This window comes from Peribacillus sp. FSL R5-0717, assembly GCF_038002945.1.
GTDB lineage: Bacteria > Bacillota > Bacilli > Bacillales > DSM-1321 > Peribacillus > Peribacillus frigoritolerans.
Map to the genome: position 1 here is coordinate 1,598,302 of NZ_JBBOOF010000001.1, position 16,334 is coordinate 1,614,635.

Here is a 16,334-nt window from a genome sequence, read left to right on the forward strand (position 1 = left end):
GGATATATCTGATAAATTATGGAGCCATTTTGAAACAAAATGGCTCCTTTTATAGACATGGATTACATTTTATTCGGCGTTGAAATTCCCAATAAACTTAGCGCATCCTTCAATACGATCGCAACGGAAAAAGCGAATGAGAGCTTCATTTGTTTCCATTCATCTTCCACTAAGATTTTCGAATGTGCATAATACTTATTGAATGCACGCGATACATGCAAGCTGAATTTCGCGATTTGTGAAGGATCGGCTTGTTCAAATGATTTTTGGACAATGATCGGGTATTGCTCCAGCAGCTGGATGACTGGCCACGCATATTCGCCTAAAGCTTCATATTGGATCGCCTGCTCTTTAAAATCACCTTTTTCAAGCAAGGAGGAAATTCGCGCATATGTGTACTGTACATATGGGCCCGTTTCTCCCTCAAAATTCATCATTTGCTCTAATGAAAAATCAATATCGTTCATGCGGTTATTTTTTAAATCATTAAAGATTACCGCTCCGACACCGACTTGTCTTGCAACCAGTTCTTTCTGTTCAAGCGCTTGATTTTTTTCTTCAATATTGCGCTTTGCAGTTTCGATCGCCTCTGCCAATACATCCGCAAGCAGCACGACTTTCCCTTTACGGGTCGACATTTTCTTACCGTCTTTTAGCATCATGCCAAATGCTACGTGCTGTAATTCTTTTGACCACTCATACCCCATTTTTTCAATGACGTTAAAGAGCTGTTTAAAGTGCAGGGATTGTTCATTTCCGACCACATAAAATGTTTTCTTTGCCTCATACTGTTTTTTACGATACATGGCAGCAGCTAAATCACGTGTGGCATAAAGTGTCGCACCATCGGTTTTCGTAATCAAACAAGGCGGCATATCTTCCAATTGCACGACATAGGCACCTTCTGAAAGGGCAAGCAGGCCTTTTTCTTTTAGTTCCCCGACAACCGCATCCATTTTGTCATTGTAAAATGCTTCACCGGCATAGGAATCAAAACGGATGCCCAATAAATCATAAATCGTCTCGAATTCTTTTAAAGACGCATCCCTGAACCATTTCCACAATGCCAGTGCTTCCTCGTCCCCGTCTTCAAGCGACTTGAAGCTTGCGCGTGCTTGTTCATTCAACGATTCATCGGTTTCTGCTCTTTCATGGAACTTCACATAGATTTTCAATAATTCCTGAATCGGAGAAGCTTCGATTGCCTCTTTGTCTCCCCACAGCTTATACGCAACAATCAACTTACCGAATTGCGTGCCCCAATCTCCTAAATGATTGATACGAACGGCATTATAGCCGTTTTTTTCGGCAATGTTGGCCAGTGCATTCCCTATGACCGTAGAGCGTAAGTGCCCCATGGAAAAAGGCTTGGCAATATTCGGGGAGGAATAATCAATCACGACATTACCCTGTCCAGGCTGCATCGAACCATACTGATCCTTTTCCCTTAATATCGTTTGCAGCACGTTTTCCGTCACCATCTGTTGATTGACGAAGATATTCAGATAACCTCCCACTACGTTCACTTCTTGAATCAACGTACTGTTTAGTTGTTGAGCTATTTCCGACGCAATCACCTGAGGCGATTTTTTGAATTTTTTCGCAAGAGTAAAGCACGGAAAGGCGACATCACCTAACTCCATCAATTTCGGCTTTTCCATTAATTTTTCTATTTCACTTGCTGGCATTTCATTATTCAAAGCAGTTGAAATCAATTCTGCAATTGGTTTATTCATCGACATTTTCCCTCCTAAACAAAAAAGCCCCCGCCTCTAAATAAGAGACGAGAGCATGAATTCCCGTGGTACCACTCTAGTTGCCACAAATTGCGGCCACTTTCCATTGTTAACGAGGTGACTCCCCGATATTCCCTACTGAACGTTTCAAGAAATTTCTCCAAAGTGCGCTTCATTCATCCGACCTGCATTAGGCTCCCACCATCCCTAACTCGCTTTCCATTTCAAAATGAACTACTCTCTTCATCACAGAATTTTCAATATTATAATTTAATCCATCGTACACAATTTAAAAAAACGTGTCAACACAATTTAAGAAACAAATCCTAACCAGCCGGTAACTTCATTTTATCCTTGATCGTCGTAAAATACTTCCGTACTGTCCCCATTGTGCCGCTTTGAATGGATTGCTCAATATTTGATGGATCATCGGCTAACAGACCTAACACTCCCATTTCCCGGCCATTATGGCTGGAAGGCCCATCAATAAGCTCCGGGGAGTATATTCGCTTGCCATCCATTATGCTGCGAATCGAGCAGGCTAACTCTTCACCCGGGTTATCCTTCAATAAATAACCACTTACATCAGCCTTTAATGCGAGTTGAAAATAACCAGTCCTTCGAAATGTCGTTAAAATGACCACTTTGCATTCAACTGACCTTAATGCTTCCGCTGCCTCAAGTCCGCTAATTACAGGCATCTCCATATCCATGATACACACATCAGGCCGTAATTGGTGTACAAGAGCCATCGCTTCTTCTCCGTTACTGGCTTGCCCGACAATTTCTATATCTTCTTCAAGATTGAGTAGAGAACTTATTGCCTCTAATAGCATTTGCTGATTTTCTGCAATGACAATTCGAATCATTTTTAAGTTCTCTCCTTTATCGAGTTCTTTATATGAAACAAAGACTCCCCAAATCCGAGGATTATTAAGGGAGTCTGGAATGATACATGAACGTTACAGTTCAGATTTCATTTGAGTGGGAACACTTTTTTTCGTTAAATATTTTATGTCCTTGAAACTGACGAAATTCTTGGATTCCTCATCCCATAAACGGAAACGGAGTGAACGCAAGCTTGTCGCAAGAGTGATCGTCGGAACGTTCTCTAAAGGCTGCGTATTATTATGCGCCATTTCCAATTTATAGTTAGGCACCCTTGGACTTAAATGGTGAACATGATGGTAACCGATATTGCCAGTAAGGAACTGCATCAGTTTTGGAAGCTTATAAAAAGAACTTCCCTCCACTGCTGCCAATACATATTCCCACTCTTCATTTTCTTCAAAATAAGAGTCCTCGAATGTGTGCTGGACGTAAAACAGCCAAATGCCGATTGAACCGGAAATCATGAAAATGGAACCTTGTACCAGAAGGAACGACTGCCAGCCTACTGCCAGGCAAAGCAATGCCGCAAAAACGACGATTAATACATTCGTCAAATACGTATTATTTTTTTCCTTCTTTCTAGCACCTTTACGGTTAAATCTATTTTTAAGAAGGAAAACATAAATCGGCCCCAAACCAAACATGACCAATGGATTACGATAAAAACGATAAGCAAAACGAAGTTTAAACGGTGCAGCCAAATACTCATCTACCGTAAGGGTCCAAATATCACCTGTACCCCGCTTATCCAAATTACCGCTTGTTGCGTGATGCACAGAATGCTCATGTCCCCATTGATCAAACGGGAATAAAGTCAAAACACCCATGATCGTACCGACGATTCTATTCGCACGGCGGTCTTTGAAAAATGAATGATGCGTACAATCATGAAAAATGATGAATATTCTCGTCAAGAATCCAGCAGCAAACACAGCTGGGATTAAAGCTAACCAATAAGAAACGGAAAGACTTATATATGCTAGGTACCATAAAATGATGAACGGCCCCAAGGTATTGATGATCTGCCATATACTTTGCTTTGTCGTTGATTGTTCAAAAGGAGCAATTTGTTTTTTCAAGGATTTCGTATTTTGCAAGGTCATATTTCAATTGCACTTCCTTTTATTTGTCGTTATCCATAGTATAAAGAATCCAACCTGATTTTATTAGTACCAGGTGTCATGACTAGAAGATGACAAATGTCATATACAAGTCATTTCCAGTGACAAACGTAAAAAAGGCCAACCAGGAAGAACCGGTTAACCTGTACACATATATAGGATTTCGTTATCTTCAAAATAACAGGCGGCCTTACTTTAAGAACAGGACTGTCAATGCTTACAGTCCCATCAGTAAGCAAATGAAGTCCCGTTACCCTCCTTTTAAAAATAAATACAGCCCATAATCCGTCGAAGTTGAGGCATAACCCATTTGTCGCAACATGGCCGTGATATTGCCGCGATGATAGGTTCCATGATTCACGACATGCGGTACCAATTCGGCTGCACTTGTTTTCATTTGTCCGCCAGCTGGATTCTCAATCATTAGAGGTTCATGTACATTTTCTTTTTGGCCAAGCAGCGATTTGTACCGCTCGGACAACTCAATAAACATGGCCTCCATTTCCTCTAATTCCTTTGACTCCATTTGTTCCTTCCGTTGTTCAGCCAGTTCCAATGCATGTTTCATGCTTTTACCGGAAAAAACCTCCGCCCATCCCAGATCGGAAAGATATACATGGGCCATCACACTCGATATCGATGAAAACACACTTTGAACTTCTTGATGGTAAACATCCTTTGGAAGCTCTTTTAAACGGTTGAAAATCTGATTATTTGCCCATATGTTGTAATCATAAAACTGTAATGCAAAATTTGACATATAAACCCTCCCCTTCTACTTACAAATCACTTGTCCTTCTTACGGAATAATTCGTCCCACACGATGGTTAGAAATGCCTTTCCACAATGTACCTCTATTTATATGGCTATTCTCCATAGTAAACTAGTAAAGTTAAATTTTACAAAGGGGAATAAAATCATTGTGAAAAAATTCTTTGGATGTTTTATTATGTTAAGCCTTCTTTGTATGTGTCTCTTTCCAACCAGTGGTCATTCATCAAGTAAAACCCAATCCATAGGTTTTGTTAAAGTGGACAATACAAAAGTTTTTAGTTCTCCTAAATTAGGTTCCACTCTATTAAAAACCTTAAAAAAGGGCGAAGAATTTCCCATCATTTCTTCTTCCGTTGGGGATTCCGCGGGGCCCATCATTCATAAAGTGAAGTCTGGAAACACACTATGGAAAATAGCAAATCAATATGGTGTTTCAGTTAGTGAGCTGCAAAAAGTAAATAAATTAACTTCTTCCGAAATAACTGTTGGCCAAAGCCTGAAGATTCCCCAGAAGTATAAGATCCATAAGGTTGTATCAGGCGATACATTGTGGAAGATTTCTACTAAATACAAGGTAACAACAAATGATTTGACGAAATTAAATAACTTACGTACGGTTACCCTTAAAGTGGGCCAAAAATTGAAGGTTCCTGATTATTACTACCAGGTTCAATTGCTTGGCGGAAAAAAGGGCTGGATAAAGAAATCCCAACTTCAAAATAAGGCGCAAAATCGTATCGTCATGGGCTGGAAGCATAATGGATCGAAAGAAAACTATACCCAGCAACTTAAACACCCCAATTTGAATGTAGTATCTCCCCGTTCTTATACGCTGACGGATACCGGTAATTACGTTTCCGTTTCTGTAGATACAAAATACATCCAAGCTGCCCATAAACAAGGAAAACAAGTTTGGCAGCTTATCGGGAATAAATTTGACCCTGTATTAACTAGTTCTGTACTAGGCAATACAAAAAAACGCCAGAAATTAGTCTCAGCTTTACGCGATTCACTTGTTAAAACGAAAAGTGATGGAATAAATGTAGATTTTGAAAACATCGATCCAAAAAATAAGAAGCACTTTGTACTTTTCATAGGCGAACTGAAAAAGGCACTAAAACCGCATGGAATTAAAGTATCTGTGGATGTCACCCGGGAAAATGAAGACCCTTATTGGTCAAAAAGCTTAGATAGGAAAGCACTTGGCAAAGTAGCGGACTATATAATCATAATGGGTTATGACGAGCATTGGGGAGGGAGCCCAGTAGCCGGGTCCGTTTCCTCGTTACCTTGGATCAAAGAAGGAACCAAGCTTTTAATGAAAGAAGTTCCTGCTCATAAGATCATATTGGCTGTACCATTTTATACGAGAGAATGGGTGACTGATTTGTCGACCAAAAAAGTGAAAAGTCATGACCGTACCATGGCTGAGGTCAACAAAATCATTTCAACTCAAAAACTTAAAAAGGTATGGGATAAAAATATGCAACAAAATTACGTGGTGTATACTTCCAAAGGGAAAAAGCATCAAATTTGGATAGAAGATAAAAAATCGATGAAGCTCCGCATTGACCTGGTTAAACAAAATCATCTAGGCGGTGCAGCTGCTTGGTACATTGGATCAGAAACCCCTGACATTTGGGATGTCTATCAATTTAATCAATAGATACATGCATAAAGGAAAAAGGCCTCACATTGTGTGCGGCCTTTTTTGCATGACATCATTTTCAGTCGGTCTAGTCGTTTTAAGTGAATAGACCACCCCAATAAATATCAGGGAAATACCAAGAATTTGAATCCCGTCCGGTTTAAATCCTGAAAGCAGAATATCCAAAAGGATGGCAACTGCCGGATCGACAAAAATCATGAAAGATACTACATTTGTAGGCAAATGGCGAATACTATTAAAAAACAGCAAATACACGACGCCTGTATGGATGATGCCGGTAAGCACCGTATAAAACCATTCGGAAGATTTTAACGTTGTATATACGGAATAATCGACAAAAGGAATCAGTAATAGAAATCCAATGAACATTTGCAGAAATGTGGTCGCATATACACTGGTCTTTGTAATGCTCTTTCCTAAAAGCATGGTTGCCGCATAGAAAAAGGCAGCAATGATTCCATACACGATGCCCTCCCATTCAGGGGATGATGATCGAAATCCATCTGTTCCCATAATGAGTAATGTGCCAATGAAGCAAAGGGAAATGGCCAAGATGGAGAATACATTCATTTTCTCCCTAAAAATGAGGCTCCCTATAATAAGTACAAGGATCGGCGCTAAATGATAAAGCGAAATGGCGATTGTCACCGATATCAGCTCAAAAGATTTAAAGAGGAATATCCAGTTTAACAAGTTGGCCACCGCGCAGAAAATGATCAGCATTACCTCCCTGCCATTCCATATTTCGTTCTTGAAATGTCCGGTAATCATCCAGGCTGCACATAAGAAAACGGCAGCACAAATGCAGCGAACAAAAACCAGTTCCAATGCAGGAAGTCCTGATAGTTCCGAAAAGAAACCGACAGAACCGAAGATTGTCATGGCTAGAGACAGTTGAAGAAGTGCTATTTTATTCATTTAATTTCCCCTCATGAAATTTCCATTTTTTACATTTATACTATCATTTCTCGGGCATGCCGTCACGAGTAATGATATTCGCCCACATTTGATCCGGAATCATTAATGTACACCTGCTATCGCGCGGCAAGGCTGTCATGATCTCGTCTTCCCTGCCTTCCTTTATTTTGGCGGCCCAGTCCGGTTCCATCAGCAATTCCCTTCCTAAAGCGAAAAGCGGTATATTTTTCTCAAGCACAGCATTTGCTTCCTCTGGAGTATGAATCGATCCAAGTGATATGAAACTGGTCCTGCCAGCAATGACATCGCGGAGAATTTCGGTCCTTGTCAATCCCCTGTTCAATCCGCTTCTAGGCATGGACCAGACATTTTTAACAGAAAGATGTAAATAGGAAAGCCCCTGAGTTGCCAATTCATCTACCCAAGCAACTGTATCATCCATTTTCAATCCGCCTTCTTCCGGTTCTTCGGGGGAGAAGCGATACCCAATAACGAATTCCTTATCTGCATAAAGATCACGGATCCGCTTCACCTCCGCGATGACGGCAAGTGGAAAATGCATTCTATTCTTCAAACTCCCTCCCCAATGATCTCTCCGTCTGTTAGAGTGGGGTGAGAAAAACTGCTGCAGGAGATAGCCATTCGCTCCATGGATTTCCACACCATCGAATCCTGAACGAATGGCATGGCGGGTGGCTCTTCCAAAGTCTTGAATAGTGGATAGAATCTCAGTGTGGCTCATTGACCTTGGAATGTACTCTTCGCCCATTCCTTTATAAACGCTTGCAATGATTCCGCTCGGACTAACCATTTTTTCTCCGCCTGTACAGCTTGGAAGGCTCTCGCTTCCGCCATGATGAAGCTGGAGAATGGCTTTTGCACCTTTGGATTTGATGGTTTTTGAAAGCTCAGTGAGTCCAGCGATGCTTTGTTCATCATATACTTTCATTTGCCGGGGAAAGCTTGTCGCAACAGGGGAAATGGCGGCAGCAGCAGTAATGAACATGGCAGGTCCATCTGCCCTTCTTTTATAGTAGGCTAATTCCTCGTCAGAAACCAAGCCATCCTCTTGACCTGAATAAGTGGTCATCGGCGCAACTACAATCCTGTTTTTAAGAACCGTTCCATTAGAAAGCGTGTACGGTGAAAAAATTTGCCCGTATTTCCGTTTCATCATTTTCCATCACCCATTCGTATTTTAATTTGTAATTTTATTGTATTCTCGACCACATCATAAGTAAAATGAATGTTTTTCATTACTTAGATTAGAGTTTCTCATGTATAATTCATAGAAGAAGGGTGTGGGGCATTTGAATTTTTTTCAACTGGAAGTCTTTTTACATGTTGTTGAACACGGAAGTTTTACGAAAGCGGGAGACCGGATCGGACTGACTCAATCAGGCGTGAGCCATAACATTACAGCACTTGAAACGGAACTTGGTGTGACTTTATTGAAGCGTGACCGAAAAGGTATAACACTCACGACTGCGGGAGAACAAGTCATTCCACATATGCGGGCCATTGCTGCCAACCTTGCACATATTGAACAAAAGATTGCAGCTGTGAATGGAATGGAAATCGGTAAAATAACGATTGGCAGTTTTCCAAGCTTCACTGCCAGATTCATACCTAAGCTATTCTCCATCTTTAAAGAAAAATACCCTAATATCGATTTGCTGATTCATGAAGGTGGATATGAGGAAATCTTAACATGGATCGAAGAAGGAACAGTGGACATCGGCTTTGCAGCAAAACCAGTAAAGAACGTGGAATTCATCCCTCTGCTAACAGATCCTCTATCAGCTGTCGTGTACGAAGGCCATCCGCTTTCAGGGAAAACCTCATTGAACCTGGAAGACTTCGTTGATCAACCATTCATCATGCTGAGATCTGGCTGTGAAACACTCATAGAAGATAGATTCATGGAAGCCAAGATAAAACCAAACATTTCATACGACATTAAAGACAATCAAACGGTACTCTCAATGGTAGCAGGAAAATTAGGCATCACGATTATGCCAGACCTGGCTTTACCGGAAAAACCCGAACGCATCAAAAGCCTGCCCTTGAACCCGGAACTTTCCCGGGAGATCGGATTGGTCATGAAATCAGCTAAACACCTATCACCAGTCGCCAAGGAATTTACAAAAGTCGTTCAAGATCACTTCATCGGGTAATGGGCAGTATAAAAAAAAACAAGAATCCCCTTTTCATGTAAAAGGGGATTCTTGTCGTGCCGATGATCATCCCAAGAATAGATCCAGCAGATTACTGCCAGCAGATGATTGCCTATTGTAAAACTCCGAATAACCGCACTGCTTGCAATACACAACCGTAAATTGATTATTCTGGACATCGAACATTTTTGACAAGCCTGTTCCTGTCATGGCTACATCCTTCTTGGCAGCATCATTGCTTCCGCATTTCATACAACCCTTTTCGCTCATGATCCTTCATCTCCCAAATTTATTAAAATGATAAATGCTCATAAATACCGGAGCTTCCCGGCACCGTTCATAATTACATATACGGCTAACCTGGATAAATGGTTTCGGAATTCATGCTAAAATATGTAAATTCCAATGAGTACTGTTTTATTGGCTGCCTTTTTTATTACGGTTAGATTTTATGGTAGGTAAAGCATTATACACACTAATTGCAAAATAATAGATTAAAATCATATGCATAGCATCACTTATAGGAACGGGGGTATCATCAAGCTTAAAAATAGCAAATAATGCATATACCCCAACAAAAGTGATCGGATAAATGATGTAATGATAGATGAAATTTTTTATGAATATATTATTTTATCGCATCGCTTTCTTATTCACTTAAACAGCCAAAATCGATAATCGGGGACACTGGTGAAAAATCATTAAATGACATCTGCATCATCCAATCGTATTTCTGCGACCCTTCCACCTGGTACACACCAGAATTCCAAGGTAATATTTCGTTTATGGTCAATGTATCCAATAATATCAGCTCCCTGTTCATAACTTTTATAATAATGATCTCCGTACTTCGAAAGGACGTCCGCTTTCTTACTTCCTAATTTAATGCCTTTGCTTGTTTGAAGGGAGTTTTCAAATTGGTCGTCGTCCCTACTTGAAATGATCAACCGCATGATTTCCCCTTTATCCTCGTCTGTATTGATAGAGGCCGTTTTCAACCCGCCCTTCCAATAATAATAATCATAAGCGTTATTATTATCTTGATCGATGGGTTCTCCATATTCCCTGATGAATTCCGGACTCGATATGTTATCAAACACTTTAAATCCCCCGATAGATTCATCAGACAAATCTGTTGATTTTGTCAATTTTTGAGAGAATGCCGAGTACACGTAGAGCCCTAATGCTGTTCCAATAATTATAAATACAATGACTAACTTTCGTTTATAATGCATTTTCCCCATCTTTAAATCTGCTCCATCTCTATCAGATTATTTCCGCAAGTCCGCAATTAACTAGTGTATTGTTCATATGTATATGGAGCTACTGACTAGCAAACAGGTAGGAACTGATCCCCATTACGAGCCCTCCGCCTATCCCGGCCACTACGCCAGCAACTGTCCATTGTGATATCACCATGCCCATTAGAAATAAAGAAAATCCTATATGTCCAATTAATAGAACCTTGTTTTTATTCATTTTTCACCCCTAAGCCCAACTGAATATCCTCATATTATCTTATACGGATAATTTTGGATAAAGGTTTCACTTTATGCCAGATTCAAAGCAGCAACATTCCTGTTGCATAAGAAAAACCGAAATCAGCCACTGATTTCGGTTTTTCGCTCTATTTAATTAGTGATATCTTTTTTCTGGAAGAAGAAGAAAGTTAGCGCTAAAAAGATAAGATAATAGATTCCAAGTACACCCATCGAGAATCCAAGTGTAGCTCCATCGAACATGTCTATCGTTCCGGAAATATAGCCCCTTAAATCGAGATGGGGGAATAGGACGAATTTTAACCACTCGTATTTTCCGATGAATGATTGAATGACCATATTTAATGTCGAAGAGGCAAATAGGATGAAAATGGATATACCTACTGCAAGTGCTTGGTTTTTAAATAATGTGCTTAACATGAAAGCGATGGTCGTGATGACTAGGAATCCTGGTATCCAGTAAACGATCATGTCCACGAAATATTCGCCGACTACCACCGGACTGAATTCGAAAGATGCAGGATCCATGATTTTGTCTGAATACGAACCATTGCCAAAGAATATGATTCCGATTAGATAACTGAATATAAGCAGGCTCGCAAGTAGTAACGCTGCAAATAACAAGGAAGTAATATATTTGGAAAGCAGGATCTTCCAACGTTTATAAGGCCTGATCAACAGTTGTTTAATGGTCCCATCGGAAAATTCCGATGAAACGAGCGAGCTGCAAACAATAACGACGAATAAAGTGACAAATGATGTTAATGATGTAGTCCATTCAGCCATATAGGTCCAATTCGTGTTTAAGTCAGGGTTTATATTATCAGCCAACAGTTGCTTGTTGTAAGTAATTTCTTCCATGATGGCGGCTTTTTCTTCTTCACTGATTTCCTTAGCTTCCAAAGCCCTTTCCTGTTCTTGGATATCGGCGTTTATCTCTTGCTTCCAATCTTTATTCGTTTCGTCAGGACTTAGTTTATAATCGATGACCGCAGCCCCTAATGCTGCCAATAATAAAAAAGCGATGAATATATAAGTTGATACTTTTGAAAAGATTTTCATCCATTCATTTTTTACTAAGGACATCATACAGACTCCCTCATTTCCTGCTCAGTGATTTCGAAGAATTTATCTTCCAGCGATTTTCTGGTTATGCCAATTTCAAAGACATCCAGATCATTTGCATTAAAACTCCTGTTTATATGGGCTGTTTGTTCTCTGGTGGCCGATACGGAGATTTTCTTCGCACCATTTTTTAGGATCGTAATATCCGCAAACTGTTCTTGAAGGATTTTTTTAGCTAGCTTCCCATCACTGACGGTGAATGACACTTCATTGATCGTTTCGTTTTTTTCATCAACAATATGTTCTTTCGTATGGATCAGTTTTCCCTTTTCGATAACGGCAAAACTATCACACATCAATTGCATTTCCGATAGTAAATGTGATGAAATCAATATCCCGACGCCTTCACTTGCCAGTACTTTCAAATAATCACGAAACTCGCGAATCCCTTGCGGATCCAAGCCATTCGTCGGTTCATCAAAAATCAATAACGACGGTTTATGTAAAATGGCCTGTGCCACGCCAAGGCGCTGGCGCATTCCCAATGAATAGGTTTTAACCTTCTTATCGATGGCATGATCCAGTTTGACAAGCTTAATGACCTCTTCTATTCTCTCATTGGATATGTCATTGGATGACATCCGGGCATAATGCAGGATATTCTTTCTGCCTGTCATATATTTATAGAACTCCGGATTTTCAACAATGGCCCCTAATTCATGCATCGCACCTTCGAAATCATGATCGAGGTCACTGCCATTGATCATGACCGTACCGCCCGTACGATTGATGAGACCTGTGATCATACGGATGATCGTGGTCTTCCCAGCACCATTCGGACCAAGTAAACCAAATATTTCATTGCTTTTTATTTCAAAGCTAACATTGTCTACGATGGTTGCTTTTCCAATTTTTTTAGTTAAGGATTGAACCTTAAGAACCGATTCAGACATATAATACCTTCCTTTATTATGAATTTCCAAAATCACACAAATTCAACATTACCATATTATGCATATTATTACTATACTGATATTCTTCTAATTAGGTATATTGAACCAATGCCTCCGCCGGCGTCAACTTCCCGCCCCCATTGTCCTAAACACTTCCTTCACTTTTTTTCTTCGAAATAGCAACAACCCCTATATATCGTTACCATTTTATACGATTACGTAAGGAGAAAGTTTCAGGATTATTTTATCTGATAAGGAAAATTCACTATAATTTATACAATATATAGATAAATCCGATAGAAATGGCCAGACCCAATGCAAATAGAAGGATTTTTCTAATAATGGAAGGTAAGAGCTTATATATCATCATTAAAATTACATCGATGAAATTTGTGGGTACTCCGGAGCCGAACTCTTTGATTTCTTTCTTTTTGCCAAATATGGCGAACCACATTATAAAAAGACCGCATAAAATAAAAATGATGGAAAAAATCTTATATCCCATTGAATGTCACCCGTTTCCTCATAGGCTAAACGATATTGTTATTATTATCTTAACTTTCAAGTTTCAAAATGAATTCTTCAACCTCTTTGCCTCTTGCATGGGAATATCCTTTGTCCTCATCGTCTCTTTCAAATCCGCATTTTTCCAGCACCCGGATGGATGCAAGGTTATCCTTGGCTGCACGGGCATAAAGAGGGCGGACTTTTATTTTCGGCAAAAAATGGAGCAGTGCACATGTAGCGATCCCTTTACCCCAAAATTGCTTCCCGATCCAATAACTCACTTCCGGGTTACCAAACTGTTCAAACTTGAGAATGCTGCCTGCCACACACCCGTTGCAGAGTATGGTCATTTTTTGAATATCCCGGTTCGATAAGATGTTCTTCCAGTGTGTCAAAAAAGCCGTCTTGTCCGATGGATCATTAGATGTGAAAGCAGCCATATAGTTTGCGGCAGGATCCAATTGCTGCTCGAAAAAGATAGGAAGATCACTCTTCTTGACCTCCCGCAGGCGGACTCCTTCGTCATTTGTTTGCAATCCCATAAACTCATCCCCCACACCAATATATAACATTCATTAAAACCAGAAAAACCGAAGACTCTGCCATCTTCGGCGCGGTTTCATTCTTTCATCTTACTATAATTACCGTTGAACTGTTATTGCTCAATATGCTTGATAACGTCAGACAAGCTCTTATCCGCCATGGATCGGAGGCGTAAATGATGATTTTCAAAAGCTAAAGCGTCCGTCACGGGATTTGGTACGATTACACACTTCAACCCAGCAGTCAGGGCCGCTTGAAGCCCATTTAACGAATCTTCAAATGCTACGGCTTCTGCAGGCTGAATGCCTAGGACTTCAATTGCCTTTACATACAAATCGGGCGCTGGTTTAACTTTATCAACATCTTCCCCCGTGATCATAACTTCAAAATAGTGTAACAGTCCGAGTTCCCCCAAATGATGAGTGACCCACTCTTTTGTCGAGCTTGAAGCGAGGGCGATTTTATATCCATTTCTTTTTGCTTCTTCTAGATAATCCTTCACACCTTCACGTGCCTGTGCTGTTTTCATCTTTACTTCATGGAGGCTTTTTGCTCTGGATTCAATTTCTTCAATATTACACCTTTCCCCCAGCCGATCTTTGAAGTACTGATTTAGTTCAGTATTATCGGTTCCGATACATGTAACAAAATGTTCGAGAGGCAAATCAGATTCATAAAAAGCCATCGTTTCTTTATAGGCCTCATACCAAACCGTTTCCGTGTCTAAAATTAAGCCATCAAAGTCGAAAATAACTGCCTTAATCATATGATTCCCTCCTTTAACCTTACAATAGAATTTATATAACTTAAACGTACATGAATGAATGCCCCTGTTCAACCAAATGGTTCCGTTAGTTTCATATGAAACTTGATTTTTTCCCATAATTCTACAATTGATAAGGATATGGTAACCCGATGTCCGCCTCATTTCTTTTCTTTATGTTACATGTTTTAACAATTACTTAGTGCCTTCGCGGTGTTTTTCCTTAACTGCGCCTAAAAGAGTGATAGTTTAACGAATGGTTTAATTGCAGGAAACAACGAGGAGGATAAACATGAAGAAAATTTTATTAACGATCCTAACGGCTTCTGTATTCATTCTAGGAGTTTGCATGCCAACTAAAGGCGAAGCCGCTGCTTTGGATCGCACACTTTCATTTGGAATGAGTAATAGTGATGTTAAAGAATTACAAGAATTATTACTGACAAAAGGGGTTTTTCCCTATCATGAAGCAACAGGTTACTACGGCCCGATTACAAAGGAATCCGTAAAGAAGTTTCAGGAAAAATCAGGGCTGAAAGTCGATGGAATATCAGGAACACAAACGAATCAGAAAATACAGGTACTGAAAAGCGGGGATATGGGAAGACCTGTAGCTGAACTGCAAAGGCTATTGAAAGCCTGGGATGTTTACTCATCAACGGTCGATGGCATTTATGGATCAGGTACAAAACAAGCAGTCATGAACTTTCAAAACCAAAAGGGATTATCCGCTGACGGTATAGCCGGTGCACGGACCTTCAGTAAATTAGAAGAAAGAGCCAGTTCAGCAAGCTCAGCCGTTAAAGAACTGACGGTTACAAGTACAGCTTATACAGCAAGCTGCGAAGGATGTTCAGGCACTACAAGAATGGGTGTCGATTTAGAAAAATATGATGATGCCAAACTGATAGCAGTCGATCCGAACGTGATTCCGCTAGGCTCCATCGTGGAAGTCGAAGGCTACGGACAAGCCATCGCTGCAGACACGGGCGGTGCGATCAAAGGAAACAGAATCGATGTATTCATCGCGAAAGAAGCGGATGCTCTAACGTGGGGAAGAAAGCAAGTGAAGGTAAGAGTCATTAGATAATGCATGACATAAATATCGATTTACTATAAAAATAGATACATAACCAAACCGCAAAGAGCATGTATGGAATCCATTCATGCTCTTTCGTTCTGTTTAAACCAATTTGTACATGATAATGTCATCAACGTATTCACTTTCGCTCATCTTGAATTCTTTGATTTTACGGCCTTCTTCAACAAACCCCAGCCGTTTATACAATGATATTGCCCGATGATTCGTTGAAAAAACCCCCAAACTCACCTTTTCAATCAACGGATTGGCTTCTGCCCAATCCAATAACGCCTCAATAAGCTCTTTTCCGATTCCCATCCCTCTGAAATTTTTTCTGATCATCACCCCAAATGAGCCCTTGTGGAACATTCTCTTCCTATTTTCCGATTGAAAGGCTATCCATCCAACCACTTCATCATTCATTTCGGCCACGATGATGGTTTCCCGTTCATTTTCCAATAACCTTCGTATCCAATCTCGTTGCTGTTCAGGTGTTTTATTGAACTCCTCCGATAAGGCAATAAAATACTCGCCTTCAGAGATAACGGAATTCTGTACATCCAAAACCGCTTCCGCATCTTCCAATACACCAGTCCGGATCATATATGCAAGCCGATTATTTTTCATTCCTGGCATT

The 16,334-nt window shown here is 40.2% G+C and carries 17 protein-coding genes and 1 other annotated feature; of the genes, 3 read left to right on the plus strand and 14 right to left on the minus strand.

The features are described 5' to 3' along the window. Window positions 1-62 precede the first annotated feature (62 nt). The 4 genes from argS to NYE65_RS07765 form a co-directional block, all read right to left on the minus strand. Window positions 63-1,742, minus strand: a complete 1,680-nt coding sequence (gene argS, locus NYE65_RS07750) for an arginine--tRNA ligase (RefSeq protein WP_445670406.1) — start codon at window positions 1,740-1,742, stop codon at window positions 63-65. A gap of 34 nt (window positions 1,743-1,776) precedes the next feature. Then, window positions 1,777-1,995: a binding site (T-box leader), on the minus strand. A gap of 67 nt (window positions 1,996-2,062) precedes the next feature. Then, the gene (locus NYE65_RS07755; protein WP_340860331.1) at window positions 2,063-2,605 is read right to left on the minus strand and encodes a response regulator; all 543 of its coding nucleotides are present in this window, start codon (window positions 2,603-2,605) and stop codon (window positions 2,063-2,065) included. A 93-nt stretch (window positions 2,606-2,698) separates the two neighbouring features. Next, the gene (locus NYE65_RS07760) at window positions 2,699-3,730 is read right to left on the minus strand and encodes a fatty acid desaturase (RefSeq protein WP_340860332.1); all 1,032 of its coding nucleotides are present in this window, start codon (window positions 3,728-3,730) and stop codon (window positions 2,699-2,701) included. A gap of 268 nt (window positions 3,731-3,998) precedes the next feature. Next, window positions 3,999-4,508, minus strand: a complete 510-nt coding sequence (locus NYE65_RS07765; RefSeq protein ID WP_340860333.1) for a DinB family protein — start codon at window positions 4,506-4,508, stop codon at window positions 3,999-4,001. A gap of 270 nt (window positions 4,509-4,778) precedes the next feature. Between NYE65_RS07765 and NYE65_RS07770 the strand changes: the two genes are divergently transcribed. Beyond that, window positions 4,779-6,188 (plus strand): LysM peptidoglycan-binding domain-containing protein, encoded by a 1,410-nt coding sequence (locus NYE65_RS07770; RefSeq protein ID WP_340860335.1) that lies wholly within the window; start codon window positions 4,779-4,781, stop codon window positions 6,186-6,188. Window positions 6,189-6,212: 24 nt separating this feature from the next. Here NYE65_RS07770 and NYE65_RS07775 read toward each other — a convergent pair whose 3' ends face one another. After that, window positions 6,213-7,109, minus strand: a complete 897-nt coding sequence (locus tag NYE65_RS07775) for a DMT family transporter (protein ID WP_328109805.1) — start codon at window positions 7,107-7,109, stop codon at window positions 6,213-6,215. 43 nt (window positions 7,110-7,152) lie between these two features. Continuing rightward, entirely contained in the window at window positions 7,153-8,286 is a 1,134-nt protein-coding gene (locus tag NYE65_RS07780) for an NADH-dependent flavin oxidoreductase (RefSeq protein ID WP_268589887.1), read from the minus strand. A 133-nt stretch (window positions 8,287-8,419) separates the two neighbouring features. Here NYE65_RS07780 and NYE65_RS07785 point away from each other — a divergent pair, with 133 nt between their 5' ends. Next, complete coding sequence (locus NYE65_RS07785) at window positions 8,420-9,286, plus strand: LysR family transcriptional regulator (RefSeq protein ID WP_340860339.1); 867 nt, start codon at window positions 8,420-8,422, stop codon at window positions 9,284-9,286. 66 nt (window positions 9,287-9,352) lie between these two features. Here NYE65_RS07785 and NYE65_RS07790 read toward each other — a convergent pair whose 3' ends face one another. The 7 genes from NYE65_RS07790 to NYE65_RS07820 all read right to left on the minus strand — a co-directional run bounded on the left by NYE65_RS07790 (window position 9,353) and on the right by NYE65_RS07820 (window position 14,619). After that, window positions 9,353-9,556, minus strand: a complete 204-nt coding sequence (locus NYE65_RS07790; protein WP_034304303.1) for a zinc ribbon domain-containing protein — start codon at window positions 9,554-9,556, stop codon at window positions 9,353-9,355. Window positions 9,557-9,987: 431 nt separating this feature from the next. Next, window positions 9,988-10,530, minus strand: a complete 543-nt coding sequence (locus NYE65_RS07795; RefSeq protein ID WP_340860343.1) for a hypothetical protein — start codon at window positions 10,528-10,530, stop codon at window positions 9,988-9,990. Window positions 10,531-10,609: 79 nt separating this feature from the next. Further along, entirely contained in the window at window positions 10,610-10,765 is a 156-nt protein-coding gene (locus tag NYE65_RS07800; RefSeq protein WP_340860345.1) for a hypothetical protein, read from the minus strand. 152 nt (window positions 10,766-10,917) lie between these two features. Further along, window positions 10,918-11,871: an ABC transporter permease gene (locus tag NYE65_RS07805; protein WP_340860346.1), complete on the minus strand. Its 954-nt coding sequence runs from the start codon at window positions 11,869-11,871 to the stop codon at window positions 10,918-10,920. Beyond that, window positions 11,871-12,803: an ABC transporter ATP-binding protein gene (locus tag NYE65_RS07810; protein ID WP_340860347.1), complete on the minus strand. Its 933-nt coding sequence runs from the start codon at window positions 12,801-12,803 to the stop codon at window positions 11,871-11,873. Before NYE65_RS07810 ends, NYE65_RS07805 begins: the two co-directional genes overlap by 1 nt. A 554-nt stretch (window positions 12,804-13,357) precedes the next feature. Beyond that, complete coding sequence (locus NYE65_RS07815) at window positions 13,358-13,852, minus strand: GNAT family N-acetyltransferase (RefSeq protein ID WP_340860348.1); 495 nt, start codon at window positions 13,850-13,852, stop codon at window positions 13,358-13,360. 113 nt (window positions 13,853-13,965) lie between these two features. After that, complete coding sequence (locus tag NYE65_RS07820) at window positions 13,966-14,619, minus strand: HAD family hydrolase (RefSeq protein WP_340860350.1); 654 nt, start codon at window positions 14,617-14,619, stop codon at window positions 13,966-13,968. A gap of 289 nt (window positions 14,620-14,908) precedes the next feature. On the opposite strand from NYE65_RS07820, the gene NYE65_RS07825 reads away from it, so the two are divergent. After that, window positions 14,909-15,706, plus strand: coding sequence for a peptidoglycan-binding protein (locus NYE65_RS07825; RefSeq protein WP_328175939.1), 798 nt, complete (start codon window positions 14,909-14,911; stop codon window positions 15,704-15,706). A 93-nt stretch (window positions 15,707-15,799) separates the two neighbouring features. Here the strand turns inward: NYE65_RS07825 and NYE65_RS07830 are convergent, their stop codons facing one another. Beyond that, on the minus strand, window positions 15,800-16,333 hold the full coding sequence (locus NYE65_RS07830) for a GNAT family N-acetyltransferase (protein ID WP_340860351.1): 534 nt from the start codon (window positions 16,331-16,333) through the stop codon (window positions 15,800-15,802). Window position 16,334 lies beyond the last annotated feature (1 nt).

Coding starts and splice junctions, on each gene's coding strand:
- NYE65_RS07820 (WP_340860350.1), bottom strand. CDS start 14,619: ATGATTAAGGCAGTTATTTTCGACTTTGATGGCTTAATTTTAGACACG.
- NYE65_RS07765 (WP_340860333.1), bottom strand. CDS start 4,508: ATGTCAAATTTTGCATTACAGTTTTATGATTACAACATATGGGCAAAT.
- NYE65_RS07810 (WP_340860347.1), bottom strand. CDS start 12,803: ATGTCTGAATCGGTTCTTAAGGTTCAATCCTTAACTAAAAAAATTGGA.
- NYE65_RS07795 (WP_340860343.1), bottom strand. CDS start 10,530: ATGGGGAAAATGCATTATAAACGAAAGTTAGTCATTGTATTTATAATT.
- NYE65_RS07755 (WP_340860331.1), bottom strand. CDS start 2,605: ATGATTCGAATTGTCATTGCAGAAAATCAGCAAATGCTATTAGAGGCA.
- NYE65_RS07790 (WP_034304303.1), bottom strand. CDS start 9,556: ATGAGCGAAAAGGGTTGTATGAAATGCGGAAGCAATGATGCTGCCAAG.
- NYE65_RS07825 (WP_328175939.1), top strand. CDS start 14,909: ATGAAGAAAATTTTATTAACGATCCTAACGGCTTCTGTATTCATTCTA.
- NYE65_RS07780 (WP_268589887.1), bottom strand. CDS start 8,286: ATGATGAAACGGAAATACGGGCAAATTTTTTCACCGTACACGCTTTCT.
- argS (WP_445670406.1), bottom strand. CDS start 1,742: ATGTCGATGAATAAACCAATTGCAGAATTGATTTCAACTGCTTTGAAT.
- NYE65_RS07800 (WP_340860345.1), bottom strand. CDS start 10,765: ATGAATAAAAACAAGGTTCTATTAATTGGACATATAGGATTTTCTTTA.
- NYE65_RS07830 (WP_340860351.1), bottom strand. CDS start 16,333: ATGCCAGGAATGAAAAATAATCGGCTTGCATATATGATCCGGACTGGT.
- NYE65_RS07760 (WP_340860332.1), bottom strand. CDS start 3,730: ATGACCTTGCAAAATACGAAATCCTTGAAAAAACAAATTGCTCCTTTT.
- NYE65_RS07805 (WP_340860346.1), bottom strand. CDS start 11,871: ATGTCCTTAGTAAAAAATGAATGGATGAAAATCTTTTCAAAAGTATCA.
- NYE65_RS07775 (WP_328109805.1), bottom strand. CDS start 7,109: ATGAATAAAATAGCACTTCTTCAACTGTCTCTAGCCATGACAATCTTC.
- NYE65_RS07815 (WP_340860348.1), bottom strand. CDS start 13,852: ATGGGATTGCAAACAAATGACGAAGGAGTCCGCCTGCGGGAGGTCAAG.